This window comes from Archangium gephyra (assembly GCF_042230915.1).
GTDB classification, from domain to species: Bacteria; Myxococcota; Myxococcia; order Myxococcales; family Myxococcaceae; genus Archangium; species Archangium gephyra_B.
Genome location: NZ_CP102578.1, coordinates 5,318,928 through 5,338,745 on the forward strand (window position 1 = coordinate 5,318,928; position 19,818 = coordinate 5,338,745).

Below are 19,818 nucleotides of genomic sequence, written 5' to 3' on the forward strand. Positions count from 1 at the left end.
CGCTCAGCGGGTGGCGGCGTAGATGACCACCATCCAGTATTGCCCCTGGCCGTAGGTCCGTGAGTCTCCGCGGACGACGCCCACGCCGACCTGGGTGTTCTGGGGGTTTCCCAGCCCCTTGGAATCCGGGAGCAGCGCGGGGCTCTCCTTCACATACATGCCCACCGTGGTGCTCTTCGCCGTGTCCAGGGTGGAGGTGACGCGGTCGTGCACCTTGGAGCCGGGCAGCTGCACCTCGGGCTGGTCCAGCTCGAGTGCGCGCCGGGCGTGGTCCAGGGCGATCTGCTCCAGCACGGGGTTGCGCTTGAGCGGCGGCAGGCCGTGCGAGGCGCGGTGGGTGGCGAGGGCCTCATAGGCCTCCTCGCGCGGCTCCCTTGGCACGGCGGCGGACTCCAGGGAGTCGGTGGAGGAGAAGAGCTCGGTGAGGAGGACCTGGTTGCGCCCCTCCACCTGCTGGAAGGCGACGCCGATGCCGGCATGGGTGAACAGGGGGCCGAGCAGGTTCTTGCGGTGGCCGGGGCTGAGCTCGATGCCGAAGTGGGCGGCGAGCGGACCGGAGGCCTTGCCGATGTTCTCGCTGACGGTGCGGTACTGGAAGGCGGTGGAGGCCTTGCGGCCGCGCAGGTCCGAGCCGTCCGGGGCCACGTGGCCGAAGAAGCCCTCGCGGGCCATGCGCTCGCTGTAGGCCTGGGCCACGCGGGTGAGGGTGTCGTCGAGCACGAGCTGCGGCAGGCCATTGGCGCGGCGCAGGCCGTTGATGCGCGAGAGCAGCGCCGAGCGGGCGTCCTCCACGGTGGTGGGCTCGATGATGCGCTCGCGCTCGCCGCGCTGGGGCGAGGCCCCCACGTCCACGAAGAAGAGGGCGGCCATTTCGGGCCCGCGCTCGCCGTGGCCGATGAGCTCCACGGTGTAGCGGCCCTCGGTGGGCAAGAGCAGCCGGGTGCAGAAGGCGGGGCCCGACTCGCGGGTGAGCGGGATGCGGTCCACGCGGCCGCCGGGGAAGGTGACGTAGACCTCGGCCCAGCGCAGCGGGTTCTCGAGCTGGCCGCACAGGCTTTGGCCGGTGCCGGCCCGCTCGAAGGTGCGGGGGAAGCGCTGGAGGGTGGCCTTGCGCTGGGTGAGCAGCACGATGAGGGCGGCGCGCTCGCCGTCCACCGCCACGCCCACGCCCAGGTGGGAGGCGGGCTCCTGGTTGAGATCCTTGCGATCGCGCAGGAGGTCCACGGCGTGGTCGCGCATGGAGACGCTGGCGTAGTAGTGGGCTTCGGTGTCCGCGCCGCCCGCGGCGCTGACGGCCTCGGTGCGGGTGTGCAGCTCCATGGCGCGGGAGGGGCCGTGCTCGAGGGCCTCGCGGGCGAGCCTGCGCGCGGCCTGGGTGAGGGCGAGGTCTGCCTGGGGGTGGCGCCGGCCCACGCGCTCGAACTCCTGGTGGACGTAGCGCAGGGCCTGCTGCTCCATGTCGGTGGGCGTGGAGGAGGCGGCCAGCAGGACGCCGAGGGCGAGGGCGAGCATCGCTAGGCGAGGCGGAAGACGAGGGTGGTGACGGCGCCGGCGCCCAGCCGGGTGTTGAGCTGCTCGCGCAGGGAGGCTTCCTGGCGCGACAGGGTGTGTGCCCACTCGGCGCTGGCCACGGTGACCACGAGGGTGCCTCCTTCGAGGGTGTGGGGCCGGGTGTGCTTGGAGATATGGGGGCCCACGGTGGCGTTCCAAACCGGGACGAGGGCCCGGCCCTTCCCGGACTGTTCGGCCAGGCGGGCGAGGACGCGGGGGAGGAGCTGGTCGAGGGTCTGCGGATCGCGCCGGGCCATGGGGCCAATCATCGGCCGGGGCGTGGGGAATGCCAACGGAGGAATGCAGGGCGGCGGTGTCGCGGGTTGGGGGGTATCGAGGCGTGCAACCTCTCGGAATCCGGGCCCGGCATGGAACTGGCTTGGGAGGAGGCGAAGCCCCCGCTTGACAGGGCCAGGGGGAGCCGCTTCCCTGACCCCTGACTGGAGCCGCCGATGAACCCCCCCCTTCGTCTGGCGCTATGCGCCGTCCTCTTGTCGTTCTTGAGTCTCTGGAGTGCCTGCGACGTCCCCGCGCCCCTGCCGGATGAGCCGGTGGACACGCCGCCCACGGGTGCGTGCCAGGTGGATCAGGACTGCCCGGATCCAGGGCTCTTCTTCTGTGACACGGTGACGTCGCGCTGCCTGGCGGCCTGCCGGACGCAGGAGGACTGCACGGCGGCGAAGCGGGGCGAGTACCGGATCGCCGAGTGCGATGGCAACGCGCTGGGCTGCCGGTGCGACAACAGCCGGTGCGTGGTGGCGCAGTGCTCGGCGGACGCGGAGTGCGCGGGGGCGGGGCAGGTGTGCCGCAACGGCCGGTGTGGAGCGGCGCCGGAGGCGAGCACGGTGACGGCGTGCCGGGTGACGCCGGACTTCGTGGTGGGGCGGGAGGGGACGGTGGCGCGCTTCTCGGTGCTGGCGATGGACGCGGCGGGCCGGGCGGTGGTGGTGCCCTCGGGCGCGGCGTGGACGGCGCTGGACGGGAGCGTGGCGGTGGAGGGCGCGGGCACGGCGGTGGAGTCCGCCTTCGTGCTGTCGGCGGTGACGGAAGGGGCGCGGGAGTCGGTACAGGCGCGGGTGGGCGGGGCCACGTGCACGGCGCGCGTATCGGTGCTGGGGGCGGCGGTGGTGCCGGGGCAGCTGCGCGCGGTGGTGAAGGACGAGCTGACGGGCCGTCCCATCTCGGGGGCGGTGGTGGTGGTGGCGGATGGGCAGGGAGCGGTGACGGCCTCGGCCACGACGGATGCGAGCGGCGTGGTGACGCTGGTGGCGCCGAAGGAGGCGGGGAGCGTCTCCGTGTTCCACGAGGAGTTCGCCTACCTGACGGTGGCGCACGAGGGGGCGGGAGGCCCGATGGATCTGGCGTTGCCGCTGCGGCGCAACCCGGCGGACCGGTACGGCGGGTACAAGGGCACCTTCCGGAACATGTCGACGAGCCAGGACATGCACGCGGGGCTGGCGGGGCTGTCGGCGCCGGACGCGGTGACGGAGGTGTCGGCGTCGCTGCTGGCGGGGCCGGTGCGGAGGGTGGCGTTCACGATGGGAGGCCAGGCGCGCGAGGCGACGCTGCCGGCGGGGGCGTACGTGGTGCTGCCGGGCAGCACGCTGGAGGCGACGGACGTGTCGGCACAGGGGCTGGCGGGCGTGTGCGGCGCGCCGGGGGACTTCGCGAGCGCGGAGGCGGCGATGGCCGCGGGGGCGTGTGGCACGAGGACGGCGTGGGCGCTGGGCGGGGACATTCCGCTGAGCGCGCTGCCGCTGGTGTCGGGCTCGGTGGACGTGGGGCAGCTGCTGGCGCAGACGATTCCGCTGCTGCGCACCTTCAGCTCCTCGGTGGTGCGTGACGTGGAGTTCCGGCTGAAGGAGACGCCGGAGACGGAGACGGGCGCGCCGGACTTCCGGGACCAGGCGCACTTCACGGTGGTGGACCACGATTTCCAGGCGGAGCAGCGCATGGGGCTGGGCTTCCAGTTCGCGGTGCGGGTGCCGTCGCTGCCGAGCTACCGGGGTTACATGGACAGCGCGGCGGTGCTGGGCGCGGTGCGGGTGCCGGGGCGCGGCGTGGTGCCGCTGGGCCTGGGCATGGGGGTGAACACGAACCCGGCGGACCACACCACGGACACGCAGGCGGGCCTGCCGGGGCCGGGACTGGTGAGCGTGCGGATGGCGCCCGCGCACCATGGGCTCGAGGGCAGCCCGTACGAGCTGATGGTCACGGCCTCGTCCTCGGCGGCGAGCGGCGATGCGACGGCGGGAGCGGCCTCCAGCGTGCTCATCCACCGGACGCTGCAGAAGCTGCCGTTCGATCCGAAGGGAGGCACGCCGGTGGTGGTGGGCGGGCCCTTCCTGCCGGTGCCCGAGGGGGCGCGCTACAACTACAACCCGGTGGCGGGGGGAGGGCTGGAGGGCAGGCAGTTGCGTTTCATCGGAGCGCCGGAGCTGCCCTCGGCGACGGTGCTGCGCGCGGTGTTCACGAACCAGGCGGAGCGCCGCTGGGTGGTGCTGATGGACGTGGCGAGGGCCTCGACGGGCGTGCGGCTGCCGCTGCCGCCCGGGGGCTTGGAGGATCGGACGTACTACGGGGACACGGTGGGCTCGCGCTCGCCCATGGGGATGCAGGCGCTGGTGGTGCGCCGGACGGGGACGTCGGCGGGGGCGGCGATGAACCTGCACGGGCTGGTGGAGGCGGATGGGGTGGACCTGGAGCACCTGGGAGAGCTCGCGGTGGCCTGGTCGTCGCTGGACTACGGGCGTCCGCTGGTGACGTGGATGGCGCCGGCGGAGGACGGCCAGAGCGTGACGCGAGGCTCGAAGGTGAAGGTGCGCGTCCTGCGCTTCCGGGTGGGCAGCGGCCCCTTGGACGAGGGCTACGTGCGGTTGACGTTCTCGGGAGGCGCGGGCTGCGAGGCATCGCCGGTGAATGGCTACGTGGTGGAGGGCCGCGGGGAGGTGGAACTGACATTGCCCGGGACGTGCACGGGGACGGATGTGCAGCTCAACGCGACGCTGGTGGACACGGCGGGAGTGGAGCTGAGCCCACCGGTCACGAGCCATCGCACCCTGACGATCAACTGAGCCCCTGTCTCGATTGTTGAGAACCACCCGAGCAACTTCCCCTCTCCCTTTGGGAGAGGATCCCCCCGTCGTTCAAAGGGGGGGCAAGCCCCCCGGGGTGAGGGTGCCCGGGCCCCGGGTTGGACCCCGGCGCTGGCTTCGAAGGTTTTCCGGGTGCTACCGTCTTGTCGGGTATGGCGCAGAACGACACGGTCGTCACAGTCATCTCGAAGATCTCGGAGCGGCCGGTCGATCAAGACGCCGCGCTGGTGGTCATCTACGGCCTGGAGCTGGGCCGGAAGTACGACCTCTGCAAGGAGGAGACGCTGATTGGACGCTCCTCGATGGCGGAGATCCAGGTGGACCAGGAGTCCATCAGCCGCAACCACGCCTGCATCGCGAACACGAAGCGTGGGGTGTTCATCAAGGATCTGGAGTCGACGAACGGGACGTTCGTGAACGACGAGCCGGTGCATCGCGAGAAGGCGCTGCACAACGGGGATCTGGTGAAGATCGGGCGGACGATCTTCAAGTTCATCGCGGGAGGGAACATCGAGGCGGCGTACCACGATGAGATCTACCGGCTGACGACGATGGACGGGCTGACGCAGATCTACAACCGGCGCTATTTCGAGGAGGCGCTGGAGCGGGAGGTCTCGAGGTCGCGGAGGTACGAGCGGAGCCTGGCGCTGGTGATGTTCGACGTGGACCACTTCAAGCAGGTGAACGATCGGTACGGGCACCTGGCGGGGGACTACGTGCTGAAGCAGCTGGCATCGGCGCTGAAGACGAGGATCCGGCGGGAGGACGTGTTCGCGAGGTACGGCGGGGAGGAGTTCGGGATGCTGCTGCCGGAGATCGACGCGCCGGGGGCGGTGCAGCTGGCGGACAAGGCGAGGCGGCTGGTGGAGAAGCAGCGCTTCGAGTTCGACAAGAACGTGATTCCGGTGACGATCTCGCTGGGAGTGGCGGTGCTGGCGGCGGACCACCGGGACCTGGAGGACCTGAAGCGGGCGGCGGACGCGAAGCTGTACGAGGCGAAGGCTGCGGGCCGCAACCGCGTGTGCGCGTGACGCCCAGGTCCTTTCGGCTCCTGGGCTGGGGGGGCGCGAATGGCCCTCATCGAAAGGCGCGAGCGAACTCTTCTAGGGCAGACGTGAGATCTTCAAGCGCTGGATCGTTCCGAGGGAGCTTGTTCTCCGGCTGCTGAAAGAACGTCTCAGCGCCGGAGAGAACAGCCTGGCACAGTGTCTTGGCCTCCACCTCGCCGAGAAGGCTTGCTCCACATTGAATGGCGATACGTTTTCCCTTCTTCTGGAAGCGCACGGAGAACGAAGAGTCGGCTCCAACGAATGTGTAGTCGCTTCGCCTCTCCAGCAGGAACCGACGCAATCCATCGAGAAGCTCCACGATCGCGATGGCGAGCATCATGGCTTGATCCGGCGCCCTGCCCCGTGAGCTGCATCTGACTTTTTCGCTCGCGAATGTCATGTGTCCCAGGTCAAAGCCCGAGCGTGTGGAGTTCCTTGGTGCATCGGCCCACTCGCATTGGAACTGGAACATCTATCCACCCCTGACTGGAAACATCGTAATGACCCGGTTGGCGTCGTCCGAATCAACGATGACTCGCACCAGGTCTTTCAGACCGTTGAGCTTCACCTTCATTTGGAAGACCTGGATGCGCCTGCCGGGCTCCGAGATGCGGTTTCCATTCTTGACGACGTCCTTCGCGGCTTCCAGGAGTTGCGCGCGAGACGTTCCCGGCGCGAAGAGGTCACCCGCACCAATCGGATGAGTGCCGGTGATGTGCCTTGCTTCGATATGTTGCCAGCCCTCCTGAGGGTTGCCATCTTCGAGCCGAGGCTCCGCCCTGTTAGGTGACCTCGCGGAACTGGCTGGGTGCGCACCATTCGCTCCCTGTCCTTGATTGGCCATGTGGAGGATGGAAATGGAGCCCACACCCAGTTCCAGCGTGGTCGTCACCGTGCCTGCTGACACCACCACCGTCCTCACCGCCAGCAGGCCCTCGGCCGAGAGAGACAGTACGGGCAGGGTGGCCTCCAACCCCTCAAATGTCCGCGTCACCGTGCTGGCGGTGCCCCCGGCCGTACCAACGGCGAGGATGAGGTTCGTCGTCAGCCAGGAGAGCGCCTTCACCTGCTCGCCCCGTGTCATGTACCGCAACCGCTCGAGGTACTCGGGCGAGGAGGCGAGCAGGGCCATGACTCCTGCGGGCACCTTCGGCAGCGCCATGAGGCTGTCCCAGGGCTGGGAGAGCAACTGCCCCATGGCGTGGTACAGGTCGACGAAGGCTTCCTCGGCTCCATCCAGCGAGCGGCCGATGACGTCGGCATCGTCGTACGCCTCGGCCAGGGGTGGACCTTCCATGATGGGGCTCAGTTGCGCGTCCGCCTGCCGGAAGGACCACTGCTTGACGGTGTAGAAGCGACCCAACTCGAAGAAGCCCGCGCGGAAGGCATCCTCCTTCCACTCCACCGGGCCCACCTTCTGCTGCGTGCGTCCGTTGAGCGTCCACGCCAGGTAGCCGTCCGGCCGCAGCACCGCCACCCTCCTGAAGCGCTCCACCCGGCGCAGCAACTCCTCGCGGGAGACTTGCCCTCCCTCCAGCACCTCGCGCAGCAGGTGGCAGGCGGCCATGCGTGGCGGGAAGGAGCCCAGCGTTACGGGCTTGTTCATCAGCACCGTCAGCACCCGGGCCGCCTCCTGGGGCGTAAGGGGCGCGCCTCGCGGGGGCGGGTCGTTGAAGTTGTCCAGACCCGAGAGCAGCAGCAGGTCCTCGAAGGCGTCCACCCGCACCGCACCGCTGGCCACCGCGCGCACGGCCATCTCCGCCGGGCTCACCATGGCCACCTCCGTGCCCCGAGCGCGCTCACCCCGGCGACGGAGCAGCCGCGCCGGCTCGCTCTGGCCCGTGGGCGCGGCTGGGGAGTCGCCACGCAGCTCACCTGCCAATGAGGGGCCGTGCACACCACGCGGGGTGTTCTCCAGGAATGCGCCGCGCCCCGCTGGAGACGTCACCGTGGCGCAGCCCGTGGCCAGCAGGACGCCGCAAAGCAGCAAGGCCGCCCGGGTGCGCGCCGTCTCAGCGGTCATGGTCCACTCCGAGGCCCACGGAAGCGAAGGCGCCCGGGCGCAGCGTCCCGTCCGGTGCCGGAAACAGCAGCTTGCCGCCCTGGCCCAGGGCGAGCTGCATTCGTTGTTTCGAATCGCGAGGATTTGAAGACGCTTGTGGCTGGCCAGCCTGTTTCAGTCCTTTACAAGGAATGAGTTCTGGCCAGTCAATCCCGCCCCGATAAAGCGGTGGAGTTGACTCACCCCGCGAAGACGGAGCGGCGCTCCTTGAGGAGCGCCTGGAGCATGCCCTGGATGGACTCGCGGGTGCGCTCAGTGAGTCGCTGCACCTGGGACATGTCCTCGGCGGCCTCGGGCGGCAGGTCCCCCATGCCGATCGGATCTCCGAAGCGGATGGTCCACCGGGCTGGCAGCGGCGGCGGCGTCAGCGGCAGGTAGGGGAGCCCCAGGAAGCCGGCCGGAAGCTTGCCGAACAGCGGTGCCGTCTCCTCGGCGCCCACGATGGCCACCGGGACGATGGGCGCGCCCGTGCGCAGTGCCAGCTTCACGAAGCCGCCCCGGCCGAAGCGCTTGAGCTGGTAGCGCTGCGCGAAGGGCTTGCTCAGGCCCTGAATCCCCTCGGGGAAGACGATGACCGGGCGCAATTCGTCCAGCAACCGCAGCGCGTTCTCCGGGCAGGCCCGCACCGCGCCCAGCCGGTTCATCAGCGTGCCGAGCATCGGCGCGTGGAAGACCTGGTCCTCCGCCAGCCACCGCGCCTCCTGCAGATCGGGCCGCTCCCGCGACAGCGCCTGCTGGAGCACCGGCCCATCGAAGGGCAACGCTCCCGAGTGGTTGGCCACCAGCAGCACCGGCCCCGCGGGCACGTGACTGGCTCCCTGCACCGACACGCGCCAGTAGCGCTCGTAGAAGAAGTCCAGCACCGGCTGCATCACGCCGCCGAGCGCCGCGTCCTTGCCGTACTCGTCGATGGCCGTGCCACCGCCCATGCCAATGCCCGTGAGCGCCGCGCTCAGCAGGCCCTGCGCCGAGACCATCGTCTTGCCGAACCGCTCGCTGGCCAGCGCCTGGAAGGCGGCCTCCTTCGCCAGCGACAGCAGCCCCGCGAAGCGATCTCCCAGCCGGTGCGGCTCGGCTCCCGGAGACTCGGAGGTGAAGAAGGCATCGGCGGTGCTGCTCACGGCGGGCTGGACGGGAGCCAGCGCGGCCTCCACCTGCACCTCGATGCGCGCCTCCTCCGCGGCCTCTTCCTCACTGTCCGGGGCGTACTCGTCCTGGCTCGCGTCGATCACCTCGACGGCCACCGTCGTCTCCATCACCTCCACCGTGTCCTCGAAGCCGGGCACGGCGACCGGCCCGGTGGGCAGCGGCTCGCCGATGGCTTGCTCCAGCTCTCGCAGGGCCTCCACGGCCGAGACGGCCTCCGCCGCCCGTTCCAACAGCTCCGCTTCCACCTCGGTCAACCCGGGGCCGGCGGAAGCGTCGGGCTCACGCGGCTCCTCGACGGGAGCGCGCGCCTCGGCCTGGACCGGAGTGCCCACCGCAGCCGCGGCGACGGCCTCGGGAGGCATGCGCACCTCCCGCGGGGGCGTCACGGCCTGGGGCGCGGCGGGGGCCTTGGCGGCCTTCCCCTTGGGAGGGGCGGCCTTCTTCCCACGCGCCCCCTCGGCGGGCTTCGGCGCGGCGGTCTTCTCCGGAGCGGGCTTGGGGGCCGGCTTGGACGCGACCACGGGCTTCGCCTTCGGAGCGGGAGCGGGCGCCTTCTTCGCGGCCCTGGCCGGAGCGGACTTCTTGGAGGGCGGCGCGGCCTGGGCCTTCTCCTGGCCCTTCTTTGGCTCCGGGGCGGCGGCGGCCGTCTTGGCCTCCGGGGGACGCTGTGCGGCGCCCCGCTGGAAGGGATCGTTCCCGAGCACACCCTTGGCCATGATCAACTCCTCCGCATCGCCGCCACGGCGTCCCGGGCGTGGAACATGGGAATGAAGCCGAGCTCCTCTTCCGCGCGCTCACCGTCGGCGACCCATCCGTAATGCATGTAGTCGAGCAGGGCGGTGGGGAATCCCGGCCCCCCCAGTGAGGTCATCGTCTTCAGGGCCGCACGGTAGAGCGGTCCGGGAAGGGGGAGCGGCTGACCGCCCGCCTGGCGGATGAGCCCGGAGAGGGGCAGCACCCCGCGCCCGACGATGTTGAACTCGCCCTCGGCATTGGCGCTGAGGGCCTGGTACAGCGCCCGGGCGGCGTCCTCCTCGTGGAGGGCCTGCCAGAGCGGATCGAACCCGAGCAGCGTGGGCACCAGGCGGTACGCGAGCATCCGGGTGGCCGGGTTGTCCATGCGCGGGCCGAACAGCGGCGCGAAGCGCAGGACGATGACACGCGTCTCCGGGCGGCGCTCGCGGAAGCTGCGCACCTGCTTCTCCACCTCGACCTTGTCGGTGACGTAGCGGCTGCCGGGGCAGCCCGACAGCGGCGTGTCCTCGCCCAGCAGGGCGGGGTGCTGGCCCCGCGCGCCGTAGAGCGCCGTCAGCGAGGGGACGATCAACCGCGGCACCCGGGCGCGCCCCACCGCGCTCAGCACGTTCATCGTGCCGATGACCTCGAGCTCATGTGCCAGGGAACCATCGCGCACCGGCCCGTGCAGGAAGGCCAGGTGGTAGAAGACGTCCACGGGCAGCTCGGCGAGGGCGTCGGACAGCTCGCCCTCGGCGTCGTGCCGCGTGAGGTCCACGCGATGGAAATCCACCTTGTCTCCGGCGGGCTTGGCCACGTCCAGGACCAGGATGCTCTCCACATCGGGGTCTTGCTCCAGCAGTGGCAGCAGCAGCTGGCCGAGATCGCCGGCAGCGCCTGTCACCGCGACGCGAAGTCCCCCCTTGCTCGCCTGAGTTCCTTCCATACGGGAGTGGGCGTGATAGCTCAGAAGCCCACCGTTGTCAGCCGCGACGCGTCAGGATTGCTGGCCAACTTCCCGGGTCCTGCGCATCATATGACCTCCCATGGCACGTATCGCCCGCCTCAGTGACGTCCTCATCAACAAGATCGCCGCCGGCGAGGTGGTGGAGCGCCCCGCCTCCGTCGTGAAGGAGCTGGTGGAGAATTCCATCGACGCGGGCTCCCGCACCGTGCGCGTGGCGCTGGAGAAGGGGGGCCTGGGGCGCATCACCATCTCCGACGATGGGCACGGCATGGGGATGGAGGACGCGCGGCTGTGCCTGGAGCGTCACGCCACCAGCAAGCTGCGCGAGCTGGACGATCTGTTCACCATCAACACCAAGGGCTTCCGGGGCGAGGCGCTGCCGGCCATCGCCTCGGTGTCGCGCTTCACCCTGCACACGGCCGAGCCGGGGGCGCAGGTGGGCACGAAGGTGGTGGTGGAGGGCGGGAGCGAGGCGCTGGTGGAGGAGGCGCCGCCGCGGGTGGGCACGGTCATCTCGGTGGAGGACCTGTTCTACAACACGCCGGCGCGGCGCAAGTTCATGCGGCGCGAGTCCACGGAGCTGCAGCACGCGGAGGAGGCGGTCATCCGGCTGGCGCTGGCGCACCCGGACGTGGCCTTCTTCGTGGAGCACGGGGGCCAGCAGCTCTTCACCAGCCCGGCGAGCCCGGGAGACCCGCGCGAGCGCATCGCCGCGGCGCTGGGGCCGGGGGTGCACCCGCACCTGGTGCCGGTGGAGGAGCGGCGGCTGGGGGTGAGCGTGACGGGGCACATCGCCTCGCCCGAGTACACGCTGCCCAACGCGCGCGGCATCTACACCTTCGTCAACCGCCGCTACATCCGGGATCGGGGCCTCAACAGCGCCATCCAGCGTGCCTTCCAGGAGTTCCTCGCGGCGGGGCGCCAGCCGGTGGTGGTGCTCTTCATCGACGTGGACCCGCGGGCGGTGGACGTGAACGTGCACCCGCAGAAGCAGGAGGTGCGCTTCGCGGACGGCAAGGGCGTGGGAGACACGGTGCACGCGGCCATCTCCCGGGCGCTGCGGGCCGCGCCCTGGCTGGGCAACAAAGGGGAGGGTGGGGGGCCCGAGCAGCCGCGGCAGGCCGCGCACTACGCCATGGCGGTGGAGCGCTTCCTCACCCGCGCGCAGGAGGCCACCTGGGGCGCGCCGCTGCCGCTGCCGGGTACGCAGGATGCGTCCGCGCCGGGGTCCGCCGGGCCGGGTGCCCCGTCGCCCTTCGCCTCTATGCCGGGGCCTTCGGGCTCCGCCTTCGCGCCCGTCTCCGCGCTGCTGCCGGGGCGCGCGCCCGCCTTCGGGCAGGCCCAGCCGCAGCTCAACGAAGCGCCACCGCCGGGCTACTTCGGCGCGCTGCGGCCCATGGGCGTGCTGGGCGAGCGCTTCCACGTGTGCGAGGGGCCGGGTGGCACGCTGGTGGTGCTGGACGCCCACGCGGCGCTGGAGCGGGCGCGGCTGATGGGCTTCCAGCGGGCGGTGGAGCGGGAGGAAGCGCCGGTGCCCACGCTCTTCGGCGCCACGGTGGAGCTGCCGGTGGCGGTGGCCAAGGCGCTGGTGGAGGGGCGCGAGGCGCTCGCGCGGCTGGGGCTGGAGGTGGAGCCCTTCGGCGGGACGACGCTGGCGCTCAAGGCGGTGCCGCCCTCGTTGGTGGGCGCGGATGCCCGGGCGCTGCTGGAGGCCCTGGCGCGCGCCCTGCCGCCGCCCGGCTCGGCGCTGGACGCCACCACGCTGGCCGAGGGCCTCCGGGTGCTGGCCTGCCATGCCGCGCGCCATGCCGAGGGCCAGCTCTCGGACGGCAAGCTCCGCGCGCTGCTCGGCGAGCTGGACGCGGCCGACTTCCACCCCTCCTGCATCCACGGCACGGTGGTGGTGCTCGAGGTGCCGCTGCTGGAGCTGGAGCGGCGCGCGCTGCGGCCTCCCAACCCGAAAATTTGACCCTCCAAGCGTCACTGCTACGGTGCGCGCCCTGCCTGTAGCACCGGGGCGGACTGACGCGAGGAGGAGCGCATGCGCGGCGTGATCACCCTGCGGGACGTGATGGCCAACCTGGGCCTGGTCCGGCGGGAGTTCGGCTCGTTGTGTGTCGTGCGGTGCCTGCTCGCCGCCCTGTCCCGGCGCCGCACCACCTTTCTCGAAGTCGCGCTGCGCCTGAAGGACTCCTGACCGATGCGCCGTCTCCTCCTGCTCGCCGTCCTGCTCGCCACTGGGAGCGCCTCCGCCCAGGACGAGGAGCTCTCCCCGCTCAACGGGGTGGGCCGCATGTCCGTCCAGGCCGGCTGGCGGCTCTCCTCCAACGGCACCTTCTACGACAGCTTCTACGCGCTGCCCGCCTACCAGGGCGTGCAGCGGGCCCCCGAGTCGCCGGGCGGCCCCTTCCTGGCGGGCTCCTTCGCGTACGCCGTCACGGAGTTCATCGAGCTGGGGATCGATCTCTACGCCACCGGCGAGCAGCTGCGGCTGACGGGGGCGCCCACCCTCACCAACGTCACCTACGGCGCGCTGGTGGGCCTGCGCTTCCAGACGCTGCTGGACATCCTCACGCCCGAGGGCGTGGTGCCCTTCATCGGCTTCCAGACGGGCCCCACGCTGGCCTACTCGACGGCCGAGGGAGTGGGCTCGCGGGAGCTGTTCACGCAGGCCTGGGCGGGGAACGTGGGAGCGACCTTCCGCTTGTCGTCCCAATGGGGACTGACCGCCGAGTACCGCCTGGCCTTCGCCCGGGGCCAGAGCGTCTTCAACAACAAGCCCGAGTTCAAGGGGCTGGGCTCCTACAACGCGGGAGGCAACTGGTTCGCGCTGGGGGTGACGTACTTCTTCGCGTCCGATCCCATCCGTCCGTTCTCCTCTCCGCACTAGCGGCGTGCCGCTCGCCTGGCCCCCTGCCTTCGAAGAATGCACCGGAAATTCTTCGGGGCGCGGGGTCTGTTTCCGGGGCCGACCACCACGAAGCGGGTGTGAAAAGTCACCAATCCCGCCCGACGGAGCCCCTACGATGCGCGAAGAGGCCGAGATCATTTCCGGGCCCAACAGGAAGATGTCCATGGCTGCTGAGACGAAGCCGGAGCAGAACAAGGAACTGAGTGAGATCCGTAAGGAGGTCATCGAGGCCCGCAACCTCGTGATCAAGACGGACAGCCTGCTGAAGAACCTTCACGCGGAAGTGAAGGCGATCGGCAAGCGCCATGAGGATCTCCAGAAGCGGCAGTGGATCTCCTCGGGCGTGGCGTACGCGATCTTCGCGGCGCTGTGCGTGGCGGGCGCGGTGATGGTGAGCTCGGCGAAGAGCTCCGGCGCGACGGCCGAGCGCGAGCGGCTGGAGAAGACGGTGGCCGAGCTGACGACGCAGCTGGACAAGCAGCGCACGGAGCTGACGGCGACGCAGACGGCCCAGCGCCAGGCGACCGAGGTCTTCCGGCTGATGACGAACCTGCCGGGTGACGAGCGCCTCAAGGGCGTGGACGAGCTGGTGAAGCTGGACACCTCCAAGCTGACGCAGCTGGAGCAGCGGGCGCTCGCCGACAAGGCGGCGCAGCTGCGCCGGGAGATCGGCGACTCGGCGTTCGAGCGCGGCAAGGCGGCCTTCCGCCGTAACGACATGAAGACGGCCATCGATGAGATCTCGCGCTTCGTGGCGATGAACCCGCCGGCGGACCAGCTGCAGGAGACGGCGTTCTTCCTGGGCGTGGCCTACAACATGGAGAAGAAGCACGAGCAGGCGGTGCCGCAGCTGACGCGCTACATCGAGAGCGACCGCAAGGCGAAGAACCGCGACTACGCGATGCTGCTGCTGGCGCAGTCCCTCCAGGAGACGAACCAGCTGGAGAAGGCCGTGCAGATGGTGAATGACGGCGTGACGCAGCACCCGGCCAGCGAGTACATCCCGCAGTTCCGCGGCCGGCTGGCGACGGTGCGGCGGCTGATGTCCGGTGGCACGGCGGCGGCTCCGGCTCCGGCGGCCCAGCCCGCGGCCCCGGCGGCCCAGCCCGCCGCGGCTCCCGCGCCCGCTCCTGCTCCGGCGCAATAGTTCAGGTACACCGCCCTCCCTCTCCCTCTGGGAGAGGGTCGGGGTGAGGGTCGTCCCCACCGAGGGCCTGGGTTCCGAGAGGAGCCCGGGCCCTTCGTTTTGGGGCCCCCTACCGGTGCTCCGCTCATCCCAGCTAGCGTCGCGGCTCTTCTCATTGCGACCCCGGATGAGCTCCAGGGGGGAGGACTGCATGCGTTCACGTTGGCTGGCGGTAGTGGCGATGTCCGGGGTGTGGGTGGGGTGTGGCGGCCCGGCGGCCGAGGCGCTCAACAAGTACAAGCAGGCCTCCCTCACGTCCGAGACCGACGTGAAGGAGTGGGCGGAGAGGTCCAGTGCGCCCAACGTCTACGCCGTCGCGAACCTGGCGGCCACGCTCGTGGCCGTGGTGGGGGGGTCGAGCGGACAGGATGCCAACTGCCCGGTCCAGCAGAAGGACGGCAACACCACGCGCGTCACCGGAGGCTGCACCGACAAGAACGGTGTGGAGTGGCTCGGCTCGCTGGAGCTGGTGAGCGAGGGCGAGGACACCGGGAACTTCCGCTACACCTATGACGGCTTCGGCTACCAGAAGCCCTTCACCTGCGAGGGGACGACCGGCCAGAACAAGGTCGTCTTCCATGGCACCAGCTCGGTGACCGGCACCAAGGCGAAGAAGGAGTTCGCGTTCGACCTCCGCCTGGAGTCCTCCGGGCAGCAGAACGAGGACTCCTGTGACACCACCAACTCCTCCGGCGCCTGGGAGTACAAGGGGACCATCGACGGCGCGGACTCCAGCTTCGGCGAGGGCAAGCAGACCTGGAACGGCTCGGGCCGCATCGGCTACGAGTCGCGGGGCGTGGTCGAGGTGGAGACGAAGGCCGAGGTGGTGGATGGCTCGGTGTGCGACTCCGAGGCGTCCTCCGGCACCACCACCGTCAAGTCGGGCGGCCACACCGCCGTCATCGAGTACGACGGCGCCACGGACTGCGAGGAGTCCAGCACCGTGCAGTGGAGCCTCGACGGGAAGGCCAAGGCGGAGATGGAGGGCATCAGCTGCTCGGCCGTCAGTGGCCCGGCCTTCTCGGCGTGGAGCCTGGCCCTGCTGGGCGCGCTGGGGTTGATGCGCCGCCGCGCGCGCCGCTGAGCCCGCGCTCCGCGGCTCACGCCACCGGGGGAGGCTCCTTCGGTGCCGCAATCCCCGGGTAGCTCAGCGCGGGGCTCTCGATGACCTGGTTGGTCCACGGCACCAGGTCATCGAGGATCCGCGCGATGCCCCCGGCGATGTCCTCGAGCGGCAGATCGTTCTCCTCGGTGCCGAAGGGGTCCTCGATCTCCACGCCAATCTCCTCGATGCCCAGGAACGTGTGGGCGATGAGCAGGATGACGGGTACGGCGGCCCAGCCGAAGGGCTCCACGAGGGCGAAGGGCAGGCCGAGGATGAAGAGGAAGAGCGTCCGGCGCAGGTGGAGCATGTACGCGAACGGCATCGGCGTCCGGACGATGCGCTCACACCCGCCCTGGTAGTCGATGAGCAGCTGGACGTTGCGGTCGATCTCCATCTGGACGATGTCGGAGATGAGCCCGCCGCGGCGGGCCTCGACGAGGATGGCGGAGATGCGCATCGCCACCGCGATGCCGGCGTTGCGCGCGTTGAGGACCTGGTTGATCTCCGCGCGGGGGAGCACGGCCGCGGCGGGCCCGAGGTCGTCGCCACCGCTCCGGAGGACCCGGGTCAGCGCGTACGGGTACACCGCCGTCCACGCCGTCAGGCGGCGCACTAGCTCGAGCGAGGGGATGTTCAGCGCCGCCACGCGCACGAGGTTCCGCGTCTCGTTGACGACGCCCCCCCAGAGCTTCCGCCCCTCCCAGAACCGGTCGTAGGAGGAGTTGGTGCGGAACACGAGCAACAAGCTGAGCACGGTACCGGCCAGCGTGTGCCCGGTGGCGGGGACGTCCACCTTGAAGACATGCTGGTGGAACCAGACCACGGCCGCGGCCCAGGCGGTGAACACGCCGAGCCGTCCGACGATCTCCTTGAGGATGCCGCCACGGAGTTTGAGGAGGTGCCGCCACCAGTGATGCGGGTCGTAGTGGATCATGTCCTTCGACGGCTCACGGCCCGTCGCCCCTGGCGCGGATTCTTCGCCCAGCCCCCGCCGGATTTCTATCGGGATCTGTTGCCTTCGAAAAAGCGGTAGAGTCGCGCCCATCATGTCCGCCTTCATCCATGAATGGCTGAACCTCCTGGTTCGCTGGGTCCACGTGATCGCGGCGATCATGTGGATAGGAGACTCGTTCCTCTTCATGTGGCTCGACAGCCACCTCACCGCGCCGAGCCGCCCCCGCGAGGGCGCCGTGGTGGGCGAGCTGTGGATGACCCACAGTGGCGGCTTCTACGAAGTGGTGAAGCGCAAGTCGCTCGCCAAGGGCGAGATGCCGGACACGCTCCACTGGTTCAAGTGGGAGAGCTACACGACGTGGATCAGCGGCTTCCTGCTGCTCATCATCGTCTACCACCTCAACGGCGCGTCGCTGCTCATCGACCCGAGCGTCTACCCGCTCACGGACTGGCAGGCGACGGCGATCAGCCTGGGAGTGCTGCCGCTCGCGTACGGGTTGTATGAGCTGCTCTGGAAGACGCCGCTGGCGAAGAACAACCGGGCGTTCGCGGCGGTGGGGCTCGTGCTGATCACCGGGCTGGCGTACCTGTTCACCCGCGTCTTCAGTGCCCGGGGCGCGTTCCTCCAGGTGGGCGCCACGCTGGGCACGATCATGGCGGCCAACGTGTTCTTCCGGATCATCCCCGCGCAGCGCTACATGCTCGCGATGACCCGCGAGGGCAAGCCGGTGGACACGACGCTGGGCCTGCGCGCCAAGGGCCGGTCCATCCAGAACCACTACCTGACGCTGCCCGTGCTGTTCACGATGCTCTCCAACCACTTCCCGAGCACCTACGGGGGCTCGCGGCCGTGGCTGGTGCTGGGGTTGCTGTTCGTCGTGGGAGCGGGGCTGAAGTACGTGATGAACTTCCGCGCCCAGACGCCGCCGCTGGCCTGGGCGGGCACGGGCCTGGCGCTGATCGGGGTGATCGTCCTGACGCGGCCGCCGCCGGATCCCGCGCTCGAGCAGTTCGCGGGCAAGCCACCGGTCCAGTTCGAGCAGGTGGCCTCCGTGATGCAGACCCGCTGCACCACCTGCCACGCGGCACGTCCCTCCAGCCCGATGTTCGCCGCGCCGCCGCAGGGCGTGGTGCTCGACACGCCGGATGGCATCCGCTCCCATGCCAGCCGCGTCTTCGTGCGCGCGGTGGCCACCAAGACGATGCCGCTCGGCAACCTCACGGGCATGACGGAGGACGAGCGCGCGCTGGTGGGGGCGTGGTTCGCCCAGGGCGGCGAGGTGCCCGAGGGCGCGAAGATGCCCGACTTCACCGCGCCGCCCGTGGCCGCTCCCGCTCCGGCCGCCGCCGCCACCACCACCGCGGGGACCTCGCTGGCGGACATTCCGGAGTCGTCGCTCAACTACTTCGCCTCGGTGTGCGGCACCTGCCACGGTCCCAAGGGGGGCGGTGACGGCGCGCTCTCGGCGGCGTTGAATCCGAAGCCGCGCAATTTCAATGACAAGGCCTGGCAGCAGAGCGTCACCGACGAGGCCCTCAAGAAGGTCATCGTCGAGGGCGGTGCGTCGGTGGGCAAGAGCGCGGTGATGCCGCCGAACCCGGCGCTCGCGGACGACGCCAAGACGCTCGATGGCCTGGTGAAGCTCATTCGCGCCTTTGGCGCTTGAGGTAGGGACTCCGGAGGGGAAACACATGCAGCCGTTCATCGTGCGCGGCCGTCGCGTGCTCACGCCGCAGGGGATCCGCCCCGCGGCGATCCACATCCAGGACGGGCGGATCTCCAAGGTGGAGGCGGGTGACACCGTGCCTCCAGGGGCGAACGTGCTCGAGGCGGGCGACCTGCTCGTCACGCCGGGCGTGGTGGACAGCCACGTCCACATCAACGAGCCGGGACGCACCGAGTGGGAGGGCTTCGAGACGGCGACGGCGGCCGCCGCGGCCGGTGGCATCACCACCGTGGTGGACATGCCGCTCAACTGCATTCCCGCGACCACCACGCGCGAGGCCGCCGAGGCGAAGCTCGCGGCGCTCGAGGGCAAGCTGCACGTCGACGTGGCCTTCTGGGGCGGGGTGATTCCGGGGAACGTGGACGCGCTCGAGGGGCTCGCGAAGTTCGGCGTGCCCGGCTGCAAGTGCTTCACCTGCCCGTCCGGCGTGGACGAGTTCCCGCATGTCTCGCGCGCGGATCTCGACGTGGCGCTGCCCCGGCTCCGGGACCTCGGGCTGACCCTGCTCGTCCACGCGGAGGCGCCGGGTCCGCTCGATGCCGCGGAGCGGGCGCTCGCCGGGAAGGATCCGCGCGACTACCGCACCTATCTCGGCTCCCGGCCGCGCTCGGCGGAGGACGAGGCGATCGCGATGATCATCGACCTGTGCCGCAAGCACCGGGCGCGCGCGCACATCGTGCACCTGTCGAGCGCGTCCGCGCTGCCGATGCTCCGCGCCGCGCAGCAGGAGGGCGTGCAGATCACCGCCGAGACGTGCCTGCACTACCTGGCCTTCACGGCGGAGGAGATCGCGGCGGGGGCGACGAGCTTCAAGTGCGCACCGCCCATCCGCGAGGCGGAGAACCGCGAGCTGCTCTGGCGCGGGCTGGAGGACGGGACGATCGGCATGGTGGTCTCGGACCACTCGCCGTGCACGCCCGCGCTGAAGAAGCCGGAGGCCGGAGACTTCATGCAGGCGTGGGGCGGCATCAGCTCGCTGCAGCTCGGGCTGTCGGTGCTCTGGACGCTGGCGAAGGAGCGGGGCTTCTCCGTGGAGCAGATGTTCCGCTGGAACGTCGAGGGCCCGGCGCGGCTCGCGGGCGTCTCGGACCGGAAGGGGCGGCTGGCCCCCGGGTACGACGCGGACCTCGTGCTCTGGGACGACGCGGCCTCCTTCGTGGTGCAGCCCGAGGCCATCCGCCACCGTCACCACGTGACGCCCTACGCGGGCCGGCGGCTCTTCGGGCAGGTGAAGAAAACCCTCGTCGGAGGCCGGATGGCGTATGACGCTGCGTCCAACCAGCCCCCGGCCACCGTTGGCCGCTTCCTGGCGGTTCGGAGGTAACCC

At 70.4% G+C, this 19,818-nt stretch carries 16 protein-coding genes; 9 read left to right on the top strand and 7 right to left on the bottom strand.

Going from position 1 to position 19,818, the window contains the following annotated elements; translation table 11 throughout:
* Positions 1–3: 3 nt before the first annotated feature.
* Together NR798_RS20915 and NR798_RS20920 are read right to left on the bottom strand one after the other, a co-directional pair.
* Positions 4–1,512 carry a CAP domain-containing protein gene (locus NR798_RS20915; RefSeq protein WP_375773244.1) on the bottom strand — a complete coding sequence of 503 codons (1,509 nt, stop codon included), beginning with the start codon at positions 1,510–1,512 and terminating at the stop codon, positions 4–6.
* 2 nt (positions 1,513–1,514) lie between these two features.
* Positions 1,515–1,808, bottom strand: a complete 294-nt coding sequence (locus tag NR798_RS20920; RefSeq protein WP_375773245.1) for a DUF721 domain-containing protein — start codon at positions 1,806–1,808, stop codon at positions 1,515–1,517.
* Positions 1,809–2,003: 195 nt separating this feature from the next.
* Between NR798_RS20920 and NR798_RS20925 the strand changes: the two genes are divergently transcribed.
* Complete coding sequence (locus tag NR798_RS20925) at positions 2,004–4,625, top strand: carboxypeptidase regulatory-like domain-containing protein (RefSeq protein WP_375773246.1); 2,622 nt, start codon at positions 2,004–2,006, stop codon at positions 4,623–4,625.
* A 173-nt stretch (positions 4,626–4,798) separates the two neighbouring features.
* The gene (locus NR798_RS20930) at positions 4,799–5,677 is read left to right on the top strand and encodes a diguanylate cyclase (RefSeq protein WP_375773247.1); all 879 of its coding nucleotides are present in this window, start codon (positions 4,799–4,801) and stop codon (positions 5,675–5,677) included.
* A gap of 46 nt (positions 5,678–5,723) precedes the next feature.
* Here NR798_RS20930 and NR798_RS20935 read toward each other — a convergent pair whose 3' ends face one another.
* The 4 genes from NR798_RS20935 to NR798_RS20950 form a co-directional block, all read right to left on the bottom strand.
* Positions 5,724–6,035 carry a hypothetical protein gene (locus NR798_RS20935; protein ID WP_375773248.1) on the bottom strand — a complete coding sequence of 104 codons (312 nt, stop codon included), beginning with the start codon at positions 6,033–6,035 and terminating at the stop codon, positions 5,724–5,726.
* 132 nt (positions 6,036–6,167) lie between these two features.
* On the bottom strand, positions 6,168–7,718 hold the full coding sequence (locus tag NR798_RS20940; RefSeq protein ID WP_375773249.1) for a hypothetical protein: 1,551 nt from the start codon (positions 7,716–7,718) through the stop codon (positions 6,168–6,170).
* Positions 7,719–7,936: 218 nt separating this feature from the next.
* The gene (locus tag NR798_RS20945) at positions 7,937–9,622 is read right to left on the bottom strand and encodes a 1-acyl-sn-glycerol-3-phosphate acyltransferase (RefSeq protein ID WP_375773250.1); all 1,686 of its coding nucleotides are present in this window, start codon (positions 9,620–9,622) and stop codon (positions 7,937–7,939) included.
* A 2-nt stretch (positions 9,623–9,624) separates the two neighbouring features.
* Positions 9,625–10,587: an NAD-dependent epimerase/dehydratase family protein gene (locus NR798_RS20950; protein WP_375773251.1), complete on the bottom strand. Its 963-nt coding sequence runs from the start codon at positions 10,585–10,587 to the stop codon at positions 9,625–9,627.
* 100 nt (positions 10,588–10,687) lie between these two features.
* On the opposite strand from NR798_RS20950, the gene mutL reads away from it, so the two are divergent.
* The 5 genes from mutL to NR798_RS20975 all read left to right on the top strand — a co-directional run bounded on the left by mutL (position 10,688) and on the right by NR798_RS20975 (position 15,789).
* Positions 10,688–12,577 (top strand): DNA mismatch repair endonuclease MutL, encoded by a 1,890-nt coding sequence (gene mutL / locus NR798_RS20955; protein ID WP_375773252.1) that lies wholly within the window; start codon positions 10,688–10,690, stop codon positions 12,575–12,577.
* Positions 12,578–12,649: 72 nt separating this feature from the next.
* A complete protein-coding gene (locus NR798_RS20960) occupies positions 12,650–12,805 on the top strand; it encodes a hypothetical protein (RefSeq protein WP_375773253.1) in 156 nt (51 codons plus the stop codon).
* Between the two features lie 3 nt (positions 12,806–12,808).
* Positions 12,809–13,498, top strand: coding sequence for a hypothetical protein (locus tag NR798_RS20965; RefSeq protein ID WP_375773254.1), 690 nt, complete (start codon positions 12,809–12,811; stop codon positions 13,496–13,498).
* 184 nt (positions 13,499–13,682) lie between these two features.
* Positions 13,683–14,666 (top strand): tol-pal system YbgF family protein, encoded by a 984-nt coding sequence (locus NR798_RS20970; RefSeq protein WP_375773255.1) that lies wholly within the window; start codon positions 13,683–13,685, stop codon positions 14,664–14,666.
* A 190-nt stretch (positions 14,667–14,856) separates the two neighbouring features.
* A complete protein-coding gene (locus tag NR798_RS20975) occupies positions 14,857–15,789 on the top strand; it encodes a hypothetical protein (protein ID WP_375773256.1) in 933 nt (310 codons plus the stop codon).
* 16 nt (positions 15,790–15,805) lie between these two features.
* On the opposite strand, the gene NR798_RS20980 is transcribed toward NR798_RS20975, so the two are convergent.
* Positions 15,806–16,744 carry a bestrophin family protein gene (locus NR798_RS20980; protein WP_375773257.1) on the bottom strand — a complete coding sequence of 313 codons (939 nt, stop codon included), beginning with the start codon at positions 16,742–16,744 and terminating at the stop codon, positions 15,806–15,808.
* A gap of 112 nt (positions 16,745–16,856) precedes the next feature.
* Between NR798_RS20980 and NR798_RS20985 the strand changes: the two genes are divergently transcribed.
* Positions 16,857–18,431, top strand: coding sequence for a urate hydroxylase PuuD (locus NR798_RS20985; RefSeq protein WP_375773258.1), 1,575 nt, complete (start codon positions 16,857–16,859; stop codon positions 18,429–18,431).
* Positions 18,432–18,456: 25 nt separating this feature from the next.
* Positions 18,457–19,815, top strand: a complete 1,359-nt coding sequence (allB, locus tag NR798_RS20990; RefSeq protein ID WP_375773259.1) for an allantoinase AllB — start codon at positions 18,457–18,459, stop codon at positions 19,813–19,815.
* Positions 19,816–19,818: the final 3 nt, after the last annotated feature.

Excerpts from the sequence above, each read along its gene's own strand:
- NR798_RS20940 (WP_375773249.1), bottom strand. The coding sequence starts at position 7,718 with ATGACCGCTGAGACGGCGCGCACCCGGGCGGCCTTGCTGCTTTGCGGC.
- allB (WP_375773259.1), top strand. The coding sequence starts at position 18,457 with ATGCAGCCGTTCATCGTGCGCGGCCGTCGCGTGCTCACGCCGCAGGGG.
- NR798_RS20960 (WP_375773253.1), top strand. The coding sequence starts at position 12,650 with ATGCGCGGCGTGATCACCCTGCGGGACGTGATGGCCAACCTGGGCCTG.
- NR798_RS20945 (WP_375773250.1), bottom strand. The coding sequence starts at position 9,622 with ATGGCCAAGGGTGTGCTCGGGAACGATCCCTTCCAGCGGGGCGCCGCA.
- mutL (WP_375773252.1), top strand. The coding sequence starts at position 10,688 with ATGGCACGTATCGCCCGCCTCAGTGACGTCCTCATCAACAAGATCGCC.
- NR798_RS20965 (WP_375773254.1), top strand. The coding sequence starts at position 12,809 with ATGCGCCGTCTCCTCCTGCTCGCCGTCCTGCTCGCCACTGGGAGCGCC.
- NR798_RS20920 (WP_375773245.1), bottom strand. The coding sequence starts at position 1,808 with ATGGCCCGGCGCGATCCGCAGACCCTCGACCAGCTCCTCCCCCGCGTC.
- NR798_RS20935 (WP_375773248.1), bottom strand. The coding sequence starts at position 6,035 with ATGATGCTCGCCATCGCGATCGTGGAGCTTCTCGATGGATTGCGTCGG.
- NR798_RS20950 (WP_375773251.1), bottom strand. The coding sequence starts at position 10,587 with ATGGAAGGAACTCAGGCGAGCAAGGGGGGACTTCGCGTCGCGGTGACA.
- NR798_RS20970 (WP_375773255.1), top strand. The coding sequence starts at position 13,683 with ATGGCTGCTGAGACGAAGCCGGAGCAGAACAAGGAACTGAGTGAGATC.
- NR798_RS20930 (WP_375773247.1), top strand. The coding sequence starts at position 4,799 with ATGGCGCAGAACGACACGGTCGTCACAGTCATCTCGAAGATCTCGGAG.
- NR798_RS20975 (WP_375773256.1), top strand. The coding sequence starts at position 14,857 with ATGCGTTCACGTTGGCTGGCGGTAGTGGCGATGTCCGGGGTGTGGGTG.
- NR798_RS20925 (WP_375773246.1), top strand. The coding sequence starts at position 2,004 with ATGAACCCCCCCCTTCGTCTGGCGCTATGCGCCGTCCTCTTGTCGTTC.
- NR798_RS20915 (WP_375773244.1), bottom strand. The coding sequence starts at position 1,512 with ATGCTCGCCCTCGCCCTCGGCGTCCTGCTGGCCGCCTCCTCCACGCCC.
- NR798_RS20985 (WP_375773258.1), top strand. The coding sequence starts at position 16,857 with ATGTCCGCCTTCATCCATGAATGGCTGAACCTCCTGGTTCGCTGGGTC.
- NR798_RS20980 (WP_375773257.1), bottom strand. The coding sequence starts at position 16,744 with ATGATCCACTACGACCCGCATCACTGGTGGCGGCACCTCCTCAAACTC.